This window comes from Rhodopirellula sp. UBA1907 (assembly GCF_002337565.1).
Classification (GTDB): Bacteria; Planctomycetota; Planctomycetia; order Pirellulales; family Pirellulaceae; genus Rhodopirellula; species Rhodopirellula europaea.
The window spans coordinates 1-13,194 of sequence record NZ_DDGH01000058.1 but is presented as its reverse complement, the minus strand read 5'-3'; the positions used below and the strand labels follow the sequence as shown (position 1 = coordinate 13,194).

Genomic DNA, 13,194 nt, shown 5'->3' with positions numbered 1-13,194 from the left:
CAGCCTTTGGCGGGAGCAGATTTGTTGCTGCAGGCGATGGATACTCAAATGGATTGGCCAAGCGAATTGCTATGGGCGACAGGCGGCTACCCTCTGCCGGCCTCTTTGCAAAGTAGCGTTGAAGCTTGGTTGGCCGAACGTGGTTGCCGGCTCACGGTTTTGCAGGCTTACGGAGTGGCCGAGTTGGATCACACGCTGATGGCGTCGATGCATCGTGATTCTGAGTCGCGTCCTATCTATCAATTAATCGATCCGCGATTGGAATTGGACGCACGGGATGATGGTTGTTCGTTGAACAAGCACATTCGATTCCAAGGGACAAGAACAGCCAACCATGATCGTATCGAATCATGCGGAGACGGCTATCGAATTCATGGCAATCCGTCGCTGTATTGTGACGGTGCTCTACGATGGCTCGATCAATGGCAACCGGGCGACTGGCGGAATTACACCGGCTATCTGAGCGATCGCGACGGAGTCGTTGCGTTGCAACAGCGTCGCGGTCGAGCCTCGAATTCTGAGGTGGCGATCAACTGTTTGAGTTTGCCGGCGATGGCAGCTTTGCCACGCGGAGTGGCATGCTTGCCGGTTGAGCACTTTGACTTTATGTCACAAGACGGCATGTCTTGGATGGAAAAGCCAAAGTGGAATCCGAGCTCGTTCAGGCAGCTTGACGCGAGAACGAATGCTCCGCAGGTCGCTGCAGCCGCTTGACCATCGACAAGAGGTTTCGAATCATTCGTCGGCGAAGGCCAGCCTTGTCGACGGATTTGATCAACATTGCGAAGTGCTTGAACGTCGCCCAGCTGGAGTATTCTTCTCTACCCAGAATTCGTGGGTCTTCACCGAACCAATAGATCGGATAGCTGAATTCGGGTTCCTTGGTGGGTTCTGGGATGAAGCCGATCGTTCCCAGTCTTCGTTCGTTCAACGGACTGGCGGAAAACGAAACCATCTCGAAGTCGGATTGGTTGGGTGACTCCGCCAACGATGCGACTTGGTTGAACGTGATGAGGCTGAGCGACTTAGTGACTTGGTACCAGGGCCGGCGACACTGCTTGGTGAACTCGGTGACCGAATCGAGAAGCAAGTACTGAGATTGATCCGCCAAATCGTCCGCTGAGATATCGAGCCACGCCAATTTTCCATCGCGAAATGCGTGGAAGGATTCGGCCGTCAGCGGCAGCACAATGCTGACTCCGCCGACCGTGTCTTCAAAGCGGTCCAAGCGAATGCAACCTGGGTTCCGACGCCACAGGTCGACGTACCGTTGTTCGTAACGGAAGTAGACCTCGTCGATCGCTGAGTTCTTCTGCAACGCTTGTTGTTGATCTTGGGTCGTGCCCCACTTCTGAATTTGAACGCTGAAGTTTTCTCGCAGTTGTCGGACAACGTCGACGACGTCGGCTTCGTTGCGGCACATGCTGCCTTCGTCGAAGTTGCGATTGGTTCGGAATTTGTCCGCGACGGACCAGGGAAGTTCAGCGAAACCATCTTGGCCGGTGCCGGGATCGATTCGAACCAATTGGTCTGCCTGCATGCCCAATGCACCTGCGATTCGCCGCATCGTTCCGGTCGAAACATTTTGACCGGATTCGGCGAATTGGACCGTCCGAGATGAGACACCTGCCCGCATCGCAAGCTGCAACTGCGACAACCCTAAACTTTGGCGAGCTTGCTTGAGTTGAGCGTTGGCCTGAGCCATTCCAAAACCTATTTTCTTGTTGAAAAAACGAAGCCGTTTGCGCCCACTTTGCGCATCAGGAATTCTGTCGGCAGCTAACGTTTGATTACCAGTCGCTCCATCCGAGGCGAATCGTCATTCGCAATGCGATTACGGGGCATCGTCTCGCATGTGAGCGACTGGTTTTCAGAACTCCCTGCGAACTGGCCAGCAGAGGGGGGCAACGGCCGTCGCGGGTCCATCAGTGTAACTTGGCTGACCGGCGAATCGAAGCCTATTCAAATGCTCTCGCGTCTTCAACGCTCCAATTGATCTCTGACTGAGCCCAATTTTCGGGCTGGTGCGGAATTTTCTACGGCCACTGTCTTTGGGCTGAGCTGTCGCGATAGGCTCCGCAAAGACGAAGGCGTCATCTGCTTGATGCTTTTCATCGGCCCGTTGCAACGCAAGTGGACGCCGGCAACGAGGACACCGCAACGATCGGTGGATTTATGTCTCGAGCCGGAGTAACCTCCGCCCGAAACGTCGCGGTGAGTCCAACCGAACGACGTTCCGTTTCAGTCGTGTGGGACGGTTTGCTTTTTGAATCAAACAACGCGCATCGGAAGTTGATTTTGTTCGTCAAGAAAATGCTCTTCCTCGCAATTGCCTTGGCATCGTTTGCCTCTGTGTTGCGCTCGCCGAGTGTGCACGCTCAAGAACAAACAACCAGTTCAATGATCCGGCTGAGGGTTCTGAGCTACAACATGCACCACGGTCGGGGAACGGACGGGAAAATCGATCTGGATCGTTTGGCGAACGTCATCCGATCAGTGGATCCTGATTTGGTGGCGGTCCAAGAAGTGGATCAGAACACCCATCGAAACGGGATGGTCAATCAAGTCGAAACACTTGCGGCTCGAACCGGTCTGCACGGAAAATTCGCGAAGCAGATTGACTACGACGGCGGCGAGTATGGGCAAGCGGTTCTGTCAAAGTATCCCATCAAATCGCTCGAAGTGCATTGGTTGCCCGGTGATCCTATTCGGGAACGCCGGATCGTCGGGGTGGCAGAAATGCAGCTCCACGAAACTCCGTTGCGTTTTGCGACGACGCATCTGCATCACGCGCGTTCCGACCTGCGGGAGAAGCAAGCCACTGAACTCAATCGACTCTTGGCCAACGGAAATGCCCCGGTCATTGTTGCGGGTGACTTCAATACGAAACCGGCTTCAATCGCCATGCAAACACTGCAAACGAAGTGGCGGATCGCGACATCCGATACGATGCTGACTTTCCCCGCTCGCTCGCCTAACCGACAACTCGACTATGTTGCGATGTATCCTGCAAACTCGTGGCGAATCGTCGAGTCGGAGGTCCTGAATGAGCCTGTCGCCTCGGATCACCGACCATTGCTGGTCGAGATTGAATTGGAAACGCATTCTGAGCCAATTCCCGAATAGCGGGCGTTCAATCGGGGGGCAAGATGATGGAGTGCGTTCGCGGGCAATTGAAAATTCCATCGCAACGCGGTTCCTGTGCGGTTTTGCTAGGATATCCGCCTCGGTACGTCAGCCACCCTGAAGGGATGAATTCACCATGCCCGCGTTTCATATTCAACGTTCCCAAACGATCGACGCTGATACACGCGATGTTTATGACGCGGTCAGAGACTATTCGACTTGGACCCGCTGGTCGCCTTGGTTGCAAGTCGATCCTGATGCGGAGGTGACCGTCAGCGATCCGTCAAATGAATTGGGAGCGACGTATCACTGGAAGGGGGAGCTGGTTGGTGAGGGTTCGATGACCCACCGCGAACTTCAGGCCCCGCAGAGCCGATCGGCAAACTCATCGGTCCAGGCCGATCTGGCGTTCATCAAGCCGTTTAAGTCGCAGTCCAAAGTGGAGTTCGAAATTCATCCCGTGATGACGGATGGTCGACCGGGATCCAAAATCACTTGGCACATGCGAGGCAAGTTGCCATGGTTTCTGTTTTGGATGCGATCCATGATGGAAACGTTCGTGGGCATGGACTACGAACGCGGGTTACTGATGTTCAAGCAGTTCGTCGAAACCGGTGAGGTGCTTTCAAAGCTTGAAGTCAAAGGTGTGGTCAACGAGCCCGATCGCATGATCATCGGCCAACGTGGTGGTTGCACGATGGACGACATCGGTTGTCACATGACTGAGACGTTGGAACGAGTCAAGCCGCACTACAACGCGGACGACGAACGCGTTCATGAATGGGCCAGCCTGTATCACACGACCTCGGACCTTCGCAAAAGATGGTTCGACTACACCGCGGGTTATTTGGCCGATGCTGGCACGCCCGTGCCGGAAGGCTGTGTTGCGGACACTGTTCCGGCCGGCAAGTTTCTATTGGTCCGGCACGTCGGTGACTACGCTCATCTTGGCAACGCGTGGTCGGGCGGGATTCAATACATCCGCTACAAAAAACTGAAGATGGCCAAAGCGATCGGGTGTGAGGTCTATCGCAACGATCCGGAAACAACCGACATCAAAGATCTGATCACGGATGTTTACATCGCTTTGAAGTGATCGAGTAGCTTTGGGATTTCGACGCTGGCCGCACCACGAATCGTTTCGTCGAACGCACTCGAGGCGGGCGTATCGTCCAAGTTGACTTCGATGCGGCGGCAGTGCGGGGGCGTTTGAGCCACGATGCCGGCGGCGGGATAGACGACGCCGGATGTTCCGATGGCGATGAACAGATCGGCTTTTGTTGCGCCCTTCTCAATTTGTGTCAGTCCGATTGGCATCTCGCCAAACCAGACAACGTTGGGACGCAAGCAACCTCGCATGGCGTCGTTGTCGGGATCTTCCGGATGCGGTGTGTCGACGCTCAGGTCACCGGTCCATTCGAAGATCTCTTCGGAATAAAAACAGCGAGCCTGCAGCAATTGACCATGCATTGCCAGCACGTTTTGGCTGCCGGCACGTTGGTGGAGGTTGTCGATGTTTTGAGTCACCAAGAGGAAATCGCCGCGACCATTGTCTAGATGGTCGCGTTCAAATTCGGCCAGAGCGACGTGCGCCGGGTTGGGTTGGATCTCAGGGTTCAGCAACGCTCGGCGTCGCTGGTTGTAGAACTCATGCACCAAATCGGGATTGCGTGCGAATCCTTGAGGCGTGGCGACTTCTTCAACGGCGTGCCCTTCCCACAATCCGTTGGCGTCGCGGAAGGTTGGGATGCCGGATTCCGCAGAGATTCCTGCGCCGGTGAGGATGAGAACGTTCATGGCAACGATAGAAAAGAATCAAAACCCGTGGCACGGTGGATCCCACCGTGAAATCAAGCCTTCGGTCGTTTCGCGACGATAAGCCTCTGATCTACCGACGACGTCGCTTTTTCTTTTCGCGTCGATCGGACTTCTTTTGATGTCTCAGAGGTGACTTCTTCGACTTTTTGCCAGATGAGCCTCGCTGGTCATCTTTCGCCGCGGAGTGGTTCTTGACGACTTCGAGGTACAACTGTCGATCTTGCAGATCGACCTTGCCGATTCGGACCGTCAGGTGGTCACCCAGTCGGAACCGGTTGCCTGATTTGAAGCCCGTTAGACTTTGTCCGCGACGTTCGAATCGATATTGATCGCTGGGCAGTTCCGTGACCGGGATGAAACCGTCGACGGGAAGCTTCAGACAGCGAGCGTGAATGCCGTCGGCAAACACGCGACTGATCACTGCCTCGAGCGTTTCGCCTTGTTTCTTTTTCAAGAAGTGAAGCAACTTCAGTTGGATCAATTCGCGTTCGGCTTGAGCGGCGTTGCGTTCGGCGTCGCTGCATTCGTGACCGAGTTTGACCAACTCTGCGAAGGATTCATCTGGTGTCGATTTCTTCTCAATCAGACGCTGCACCAAGCGGTGGACGCTGAGGTCGGGGTACCGCCGGATGGGGCTGGTGAAGTGACAGTAGTGTTCTTTGTCGAGCGCGTAGTGTCCTTCACGGTGTGGGCCGTAAACCGCTTTGCTCATGCTTTTCAGCACAGCGAAGTTGACGGCGTTTTCGAGCGTGGTGCCGGCGACCTTGTCCAAGACCGCTTGGATTTCAAAGCGGCTTTCGACGTTGTCAAAACCCAGCCCGAGGTCTTTGACAAAGCTGGTCAGTTGTCGCAGTTTGCGGCGTTCGGGCGGTGCGTGAATGCGGTGTAGGAAATTGAGTTCTTGATCATCCAGCCAAGTCGCAACGGCTTCGTTGCCCAGCAGCATGAACTCTTCGATGATCTGATGGCTTTCGGTGTTCTCGGTTTGGTAAGCACCTTTGACCTTGCCCGTTCGATCCAGTTCGAGCTTGATGTCCGGCATGTCCATCGACAGTGCGCCGTCTTTGAATCGACGCTTGCGAATTTGCATCGCGAGCGTGTGCATGTGCTTCAGCAGTTCGCAAATTGGATCTCCCCAGTCCTTCTGAAAGGCTTCGGGGGAGGCGAGGAACTGGTCGATTTGCTCGTAGTTGAATCGCTTGTCGCTGCGGATGGCAGCGTTGTGAACTTCGCTGTGAGTGATGGTCAGGTCATCCAGCATTTCGATCTCGACCGTCTTCACCAAACGCATGCGTTCGGGTTGAAGGGACGCGAGGTGATTGCTGATGATTTCGGGGATCATCGGGATCACACGGTCGGGCAGATAGACGCTGGTTCCACGACGACGCGCTTCGACATCCAGTTTTCCACCGGGCGGAACAAAGTGGCTGACGTCGGCGATGTGCACCCACAGTCGCCATCGACCTTTTTCACGTTGTAGTGAGATCGCATCGTCGAAGTCACGTGCATCGAACGGGTCGATCGTGATCGTCAACATGTCGGTCAGGTCTTTGCGGTCTGCCGGCACGACGTCGTCGTCGAACGCATCGGCTTGCTCACGCGCTTCGTCCAAGACCTCTTCTGGGAATTCATCGGGCAGCGCGTATTGCCGCATGATCGTCAGGGTGTCGATCGCGGGGTTCTTGCTGCTTCCCAAGCGTTCGAGAATGACTGCTTCGCCACCGCCAGATTCTTCATCGGGGAAGTCGACAATCTCGACAAAGATCTTGTCGCCGTCTTGCAACGGCAACCCTCGCACGTCGCCGACGCTGACCGGAGCTTCGTAGTGCACACCGTCCAGGTAGACGACGGGACCTTCGAGCGTGTCGGATCCAGGTTGGTCGGGCAGGGGGGAGGAAAAGAACGTGCCGGTGAATTGACGACGCGCACGCTGCAGCACCTCGACCACCTTGCCTTCAATCCCGCCTCGGCGACTCGGTTCGATCGTCACGGCGACTAGGTCACCTTCCAAGGCACCGGCGGTCATTCCCGGAGGAACGAAGACATCTTCGGGAACATCCGCATCCGCATTGCCACCGCCGCTGGAGGGACGAACGAAACCGAAGCCGCCGCCCATGGCGCGTCGAAACGTCCCGCGAATTTGGTCGGTGGGACCACCAACGGCGGCTGCCGCGACGACCAAGTGGTTTCCGCCGTAGATCAATCGTCCTTCGAGGACCAATTGTTTGATCACCCGGCGGACTTCGCGATAGCCATCCGCGTCCAGTTCGAGAAGGGCGGCGATTTGTTTGGGTTTGCTGGGACGGTATTCCGCCGCGTGAACGAGTCGCAGAACGCGATCGATCAATTCTTGTGAGACTTGCATGGCCCCAGAATAGTCGACCGGGGCTCGTGCGGGGTAGGACGTGTTGTTCGCGGGTGTGGCTGATTTGATCTGAGGTTTTCAGCGTTCCGATTGGCGAGGTTCGTTTGAATCCAGCAAAGGAAGCTCGTCTTCCGAGCGTTGGTAGATCGCTTCTTTGAAATGAAGACGACAAACCGTTTGGTACCGTTCGTTGCCCCCAATTTGAACCTGCTCACCGTCACGAATGACCTGGCCGGATTCACTCACTCGCAGCACCATGGTGGCTTTGCGACCGCAGTGGCAAATCGTTTTGAGTTCGGTCAGGGTGTCGGCCCAGGCCAGCAGGTGTTCGCTGCCTTCGAACAGATTGCCTTGGAAATCCGTTCGCAATCCATACGCCAGCACCGGAATGTCCAGGTCGTCGCAAACATCGCTGAGCTGTCGCACTTGGGTTCGAGTCAAAAACTGAGCCTCGTCAACCAGAACGCAGTGAAGCGGATTGGTGCGTGTTTCGTTACGAACCAGGTTCAGCAAATTGTCCGAAGTGTTGAATGAAACGGACTCCGATTCGATGCCAATTCGCGAGGCGACTTTGCCGCTGCCAAAACGGGTGTCGATCTCGGGAGACAGGATCAGTGTGTTCATCCCGCGTTCGCGATAGTTGTAGCTGGACTGCAGCAATACCGTGGATTTACCGGCATTCATCGTGGAATAGTAGAAATACAGCTTCGCCATGGCAGTGCGTTGAAATTCAGGGGCGAGAATCGAAGGCGGAGGGTCTTTGCCGAATGATTCGACAGTTTGCTAAAGTGCTGGCATGAGCATCACCAAACTTGCGCCGGCCGCTTTTGATTTGCATCAACCGTTCCCGCCATCGGGGGACCAACCAGCTGCGATCGCCAAATTGATCGAAGGCATCCAAAGCGGCAAGACCGCTCAAACGTTGCTGGGAGCCACCGGGACGGGGAAAACGTACACGATGGCCAACGTGATCGCGTCGGTCCAGCGACCCGCGTTGATTCTTAGCCACAACAAAACATTGGCCGCTCAATTGTACGGGGAATTCAAAGAGTTCTTTCCCAACAACGCCGTCCACTATTTCGTCAGCTACTACGACTACTACCAACCCGAAGCCTACATTCCGCAGCGTGATGTTTACATCGAGAAAGATTCCTCGATCAACGAGGAAATCGATCGGCTGCGATTGGCAACCACCAGTTCCCTGGTCAGCCGCCGCGACGTCGTCATCGTGGCATCGGTCAGCAGCATCTATGGCTTGGGATCCCCGGACGATTACCGACAACTGGTCGTCGATCTTCATCAAGGCGAGCAAACCCGCCGCGATCACTTGCTGTTGAAGTTTGTCGACCTGCAATATCAACGCAACGACATCCAATTCGAACGCGGCAAATTTCGTGTTCGCGGGGACTCGATCGAGCTTTGGCCCAGCTACGAAGAGTTCGCTTATCGGATTGAGATGTGGGGCGACGAGATCGAAAAGATTTCACTGATCAAACCAACCTCCGGCGAGACGATCAAAACGGTCGAGCATCTTTACATCTACCCGTGCAAGCACTTCGTGATGCCGGAAGATCGCATTCAGCGCGCGATCCGAATTCTTCGTGAAGAGTTGACTCAGCAATTGGAGATCTTTCAGTCGCAAGGAAAGTTGCTGGAGGCTCAGCGATTGTCGGCGCGGACCAAGTTCGACTTGGAGATGCTGGCCGAAGTCGGGCATTGTCCCGGCATCGAAAACTATTCCCGCCCGCTGTCTGGCAAAGAACCTGGGGCGACCCCAGACACGCTCTATGACTTCTTCCCCAAAGACTTCATCACGTTCGTTGATGAGTCGCACGTGACCGTGCCTCAAGTTCGCGCGATGTACGCGGGTGACCGGAGCCGGAAGATCACCTTGGTCGAACACGGGTTTCGTCTTCCGTGTGCACTCGATAACCGGCCATTGAAATTTGACGAATGGGAAGAACGAACCGGACAAATCTGCTTCGTCAGTGCGACGCCCAGCGACTACGAGTTGGAACGCACGGGCGGCGAAGTGGTGGAACAAATCATTCGGCCAACGGGATTGCTCGACCCGGAAGTCGAGATCGTTTCGGCTCGCGGACAAGTCACGCATTTGTTGGAGCAGGTTCGCATCCGTGCTGAGCGAGACGAACGTGTTCTGGTCACGGCGCTCACCAAACGATTGGCTGAGGATTTGGCGACCTATTTCCAAGAGCAAGGCGTCAAATGCCGTTGGCTGCACAGCGAACTGAATGCTTTTGAACGAGTGGATTTGTTGCAGGAACTGCGGGCCGGTCAGTTTGATTGTTTGGTTGGTGTGAACCTGCTTCGAGAAGGCTTGGACCTTCCCGAGGTTTCTCTGGTCGCGATTTTGGACGCGGATAAAGAAGGTTTCTTGCGGAGCGAAACGAGTTTGATCCAAACGATCGGCCGTGCGGCTCGGAACGCGAACTCACGTGTGATTCTGTACGCCGACAAAGTCACCGATTCCATGCAAATGGCGATGGACGAAACCGAACGTCGTCGCGTGATTCAGATGGAATACAACGCCAAGCATGGGATCGTGCCCAAGACGGTTCGCAAGTCGATCCGCAAAGGCATCGACACCGAGGCGGCCAGCCACAAGGAGTCGACTCGCAAGGCTCAGGACAGCGGCGAAGCGATTTACATCACGATCGAGTACGTCGACAAACTCGAGCAAGAGATGCTCGCTGCGGCGGAGGACTTGGAGTTCGAGCGAGCAGCTCGTCTGCGTGATCGTGTGTTGCAGCTGAAGGAGCACATCGGCAAACCACTGTCCGAAGTGGAAATCGTCGACGAAAAATCAGCGGGCAAATCAGGCGGCCGAGGCCGCGGTCGCCGCGGTGCGAAGAAAAAGGGAGCCAGCAAAGGCACCAAAATCCCACGGCCAAAACGCGGCTGAGTGCTCTCTGGGGCGAGGGATTCGCCTCGATTTCGATGTGCATTATTTCCAACTGAAACCGAAGTTTTGGCGTCGCATCCGGTCGGTGACCGAACGTGTCACAGCTTTCCCTATCACTACAGGTGTTCAACTTTGACACCTGCTGAAAGGGAACACGATGTCCACTGCGATTTTGCCAGCGATCTCATCCGAGCCGTCCTCCAACTTGGATTTGGATGGCTTTGCAATTCAACCCCGCCCGTATCAACACCGCATCATCCGGCGAACACTCGACGCGTTTGGGTGTGGCGAACCTGAAACTTGTTCTGAGTTCGACGGGGCAGGGCAGGGCGGTTCACGCCCAGCCAGCGTTCTGATTGAAAGTCCCACCGGAAGCGGTAAGACGGTGATGGGATTGGCCATCGCTGCGATCATGCAACGCACATTCGGTATCCGAGTCGGTTGGGTCGCGATGCGGAGAAATCTATTGGCCCAAGCTCAAGCGGAAAACGTTCGTCGACAGTTTGGACTCGACATGCATTTGATCAGCATGTTTGACAAGGAACCGCCGGATGTGGATTTGTTGGTGATCGACGAGGCACAACATGATGCGGCGACAAGCATGGCCAACTTGCATGGGCAAATTCAACCGCGATGGACGCTGGGATTGTCCGCGACGCCATATCGAACCGACCGTGTCAAACTGTGTTTCGAAAATGTGATTCGCGATGCGGGCATTGCTCACTTGATCGCGGATGGGTTTTTGAGTGCCTACCACCACTACACGATTGAGGAGTACACGCCACAGTCATTGGCTGACTTGTTGATCGATGAACCAGAGCGATGGGGGAAGTCGCTGGTGTTCTTTCACAAACAAACGCAGTGTGACGAACTGAAGTCGCGGTTGGACGAAGCGGGGATTCGCAGCGATGTGGTGACCGCGAAAACGAATCGCGATCGTCAGTTGGCCGACTTCATCGAAGGTCATACCGACGTGTTGATCAACATGGCGATCCTCACCGAAGGTTTTGATTGTCCGACGTTGAAGACCGTGTTCTGTCGGCCAAGCGGTCAGGGAACCACGATTCAAATGGCCGGACGTGTTCTTCGCAAATGCGAATCGGAACCGATCAAGCAGGTCGTTCAGTGTCGGCATACACGGCACCCAATGATGCGAACGGCGATCCCCGCCGAGCAGTATTTGTGGACCGAATACGGTTGGCGAAGCATCGCTGGCAACCGCCAGTTGGACGCGATGGCCATGGCTGCTCGTCAGCGAGTCGCAAAGGCCAACGTGAGTCTGCCGAAACTCATTGCCGCTCATCGGCCGCGTCGTCGTATGCACCGGTTGGCTCGCTAGCACCGGACTCGCAGTTCACGCATTCAATCGAATTTTTGACCCCATTCACGGAAACCAATCATGTCGACTTCATCAACGATCTCAAGCGAATCCCAAACCTCTCCTCGTTTCAGTTATGCACTGGCCAGCGTTGGCGACATCCAAGTCGGGACTGTGCATCGTTCTCCCGGTGGCCGGATCAGTCTGCGTGAACTGGAAATTGATGGGCAGCCGGTTGTCGCCACTCGTCGGTTCTGGCGATCGTTCTTCACTCGGTTCGGAATCGCGGAAAACGTGTTCCGCTACTTCCGTCCTGATGAAGTCTTTTCGCGGATTCAGTCACAGCGAGACGATGTGACATTTCGCTACTGCATCGCTCGATCACCGAGTTCTTCGTCGAAGCGATCGGACCAATTGTTGGCCGTGACGAATCCCAATCGACCGATCATCCGTTACGACGACATTCGCAGTTTGCTAGATGGCAATGGTGGCGAAGACATTCGCTACCACAATGGAGTTGTGACGAGCACACACGCGCCGCGCGGTGGCAGTCGTCAATTCGCGATCGGTGGTGATCAGTTCCGCGACCGGTTTTGTTTGGAGACCCCGGTCGATGGCTATGGGCATCCCCGACTGTTTCTGTCGATGCTGCGGTTGGTGTGCAGCAACGGAATGATCGGGCACGCCAAGGCATTCCGCAGCGATGTGCCGGTCGGCAAGAACATGGAACACTGCATTGTCCGGGCGATTGAATCGTTTGACAACGGCGACGGCTATGCGGCCCTGCGACAGCGATTCGAATCAAGTCAGACTTCATGGGCGTCGGTGCACGAGTGTCTGCGATTGAACGAGTTGTTGGAGTCCCTGCGTCGGGACAAGCAACTGACGCAGGATGGATTGATCGGGCGGTTTCGTTCGCTTGCTGGCGACCTGAATGAGCTTTACGGGCTAGCAAATCTAGACGCGCTGAGTGACAAACGCCGCCGGATCTTGCCGAGCAAGGCTCGGGTTTACGATTTGATCAACTACGCCAGCGAAGTGGCGACGCACCATTCGCAGGCCGACGGAGCCAATCGGATCCAAGCTTGGTTGGGGTCTCTGGTGTCCGAAGAATACGACTTGGAGGGCACTGGAGATTCGGGCGGCGATTTCGATGCTTTTTTCGTCCCCAGCGACGATGGATTGCCAGCCCAAAGCCGCAACTGAACAAGCGGCCGAAGAAAAATGAAAGAAGGGAAGCGTCGGGTTCCTCTTGAATCGGGACGACGCTGTGCTCTACACGGAATGGTTGTGAGATGAATTTTCGATGAAGCGAAACGCGGCGGATGATCCAGGGCTGAGCAGCCGAAGGGTTTAAAGTCATTGCTGAGTTTTCGAGAGTTCTGGTCGCTTCCCTGAATCATCCCGTTTTCCAAAGAGTACCGATGTCCTTTCACGACCCGAATCAGCCGCTCGTTCCGCGGGGTGGTCGCGATATCGCAATGTGGCGAACCGGGGTTGGAAGGCTGTCCCTCGCGTTGGGCACTGGGGTCGGGCTTGTTCTGATTGCTTCTTACGCCTTGCTGTGGGTCGGAACGCCCCTGAGGGATACGATCATCAGCGAAGGCGGCTGGGTCGAGTCGAGCGCACCTTGCGGTTTGCGTG

The 13,194-nt window shown here is 55.5% G+C and carries 10 protein-coding genes; 6 read left to right on the top strand and 4 right to left on the bottom strand.

From position 1 onward, the window contains the following. Positions 1 to 714 (top strand): hypothetical protein (locus B2R17_RS12805; RefSeq protein ID WP_286764287.1); only part of this gene is annotated, 714 nt, incomplete at its 5' end. Here B2R17_RS12805 and B2R17_RS12800 read toward each other — a convergent pair. After that, the gene (locus B2R17_RS12800; RefSeq protein ID WP_286764286.1) at positions 662 to 1,705 is read right to left on the bottom strand and encodes a helix-turn-helix domain-containing protein; all 1,044 of its coding nucleotides are present in this window, start codon (positions 1,703 to 1,705) and stop codon (positions 662 to 664) included. The two genes, B2R17_RS12805 and B2R17_RS12800, sit on opposite strands and share 53 nt — an antisense overlap. 725 nt (positions 1,706 to 2,430) lie before the next feature. Here B2R17_RS12800 and B2R17_RS12795 point away from each other — a divergent pair. Further along, entirely contained in the window at positions 2,431 to 3,126 is a 696-nt protein-coding gene (locus B2R17_RS12795) for an endonuclease/exonuclease/phosphatase family protein (protein ID WP_286764285.1), read from the top strand. Positions 3,127 to 3,262: 136 nt separating this feature from the next. Then, positions 3,263 to 4,222, top strand: coding sequence for an SRPBCC family protein (locus tag B2R17_RS12790; protein ID WP_286764284.1), 960 nt, complete (start codon positions 3,263 to 3,265; stop codon positions 4,220 to 4,222). Here B2R17_RS12790 and B2R17_RS12785 read toward each other — a convergent pair. The 3 genes from B2R17_RS12785 to B2R17_RS12775 all read right to left on the bottom strand — a co-directional run bounded on the left by B2R17_RS12785 (position 4,204) and on the right by B2R17_RS12775 (position 8,023). Next, positions 4,204 to 4,923 carry an SIR2 family NAD-dependent protein deacylase gene (locus B2R17_RS12785; RefSeq protein ID WP_286764283.1) on the bottom strand — a complete coding sequence of 240 codons (720 nt, stop codon included), beginning with the start codon at positions 4,921 to 4,923 and terminating at the stop codon, positions 4,204 to 4,206. The two genes, B2R17_RS12790 and B2R17_RS12785, sit on opposite strands and share 19 nt — an antisense overlap. A gap of 91 nt (positions 4,924 to 5,014) precedes the next feature. After that, on the bottom strand, positions 5,015 to 7,309 hold the full coding sequence (locus B2R17_RS12780) for a ribonuclease R family protein (RefSeq protein WP_286764282.1): 2,295 nt from the start codon (positions 7,307 to 7,309) through the stop codon (positions 5,015 to 5,017). Positions 7,310 to 7,387: 78 nt separating this feature from the next. Then, positions 7,388 to 8,023 (bottom strand): thymidine kinase, encoded by a 636-nt coding sequence (locus B2R17_RS12775; RefSeq protein WP_008658666.1) that lies wholly within the window; start codon positions 8,021 to 8,023, stop codon positions 7,388 to 7,390. Positions 8,024 to 8,105: 82 nt separating this feature from the next. Between B2R17_RS12775 and uvrB the strand changes: the two genes are divergently transcribed. The 3 genes from uvrB (at position 8,106) to B2R17_RS12760 (ending at position 12,756) form a co-directional block, all read left to right on the top strand. Continuing rightward, the gene (gene uvrB, locus B2R17_RS12770) at positions 8,106 to 10,232 is read left to right on the top strand and encodes an excinuclease ABC subunit UvrB (protein ID WP_008665474.1); all 2,127 of its coding nucleotides are present in this window, start codon (positions 8,106 to 8,108) and stop codon (positions 10,230 to 10,232) included. A 157-nt stretch (positions 10,233 to 10,389) separates the two neighbouring features. Next, the gene (locus B2R17_RS12765; protein WP_286764281.1) at positions 10,390 to 11,571 is read left to right on the top strand and encodes a DEAD/DEAH box helicase; all 1,182 of its coding nucleotides are present in this window, start codon (positions 10,390 to 10,392) and stop codon (positions 11,569 to 11,571) included. Positions 11,572 to 11,631: 60 nt separating this feature from the next. Continuing rightward, positions 11,632 to 12,756, top strand: coding sequence for a DUF932 domain-containing protein (locus B2R17_RS12760; protein WP_008665470.1), 1,125 nt, complete (start codon positions 11,632 to 11,634; stop codon positions 12,754 to 12,756). Positions 12,757 to 13,194: the final 438 nt, after the last annotated feature.

What these genes read in the sequence shown, in the direction of transcription:
- B2R17_RS12800 (WP_286764286.1), bottom strand. Translation starts at nt 1,705, where the DNA reads ATGGCTCAGGCCAACGCTCAACTCAAGCAAGCTCGCCAAAGTTTAGGG.
- B2R17_RS12795 (WP_286764285.1), top strand. Translation starts at nt 2,431, where the DNA reads ATGCACCACGGTCGGGGAACGGACGGGAAAATCGATCTGGATCGTTTG.
- B2R17_RS12790 (WP_286764284.1), top strand. Translation starts at nt 3,263, where the DNA reads ATGCCCGCGTTTCATATTCAACGTTCCCAAACGATCGACGCTGATACA.
- B2R17_RS12785 (WP_286764283.1), bottom strand. Translation starts at nt 4,923, where the DNA reads ATGAACGTTCTCATCCTCACCGGCGCAGGAATCTCTGCGGAATCCGGC.
- B2R17_RS12780 (WP_286764282.1), bottom strand. Translation starts at nt 7,309, where the DNA reads ATGCAAGTCTCACAAGAATTGATCGATCGCGTTCTGCGACTCGTTCAC.
- B2R17_RS12775 (WP_008658666.1), bottom strand. Translation starts at nt 8,023, where the DNA reads ATGGCGAAGCTGTATTTCTACTATTCCACGATGAATGCCGGTAAATCC.
- uvrB (WP_008665474.1), top strand. Translation starts at nt 8,106, where the DNA reads ATGAGCATCACCAAACTTGCGCCGGCCGCTTTTGATTTGCATCAACCG.
- B2R17_RS12765 (WP_286764281.1), top strand. Translation starts at nt 10,390, where the DNA reads ATGTCCACTGCGATTTTGCCAGCGATCTCATCCGAGCCGTCCTCCAAC.
- B2R17_RS12760 (WP_008665470.1), top strand. Translation starts at nt 11,632, where the DNA reads ATGTCGACTTCATCAACGATCTCAAGCGAATCCCAAACCTCTCCTCGT.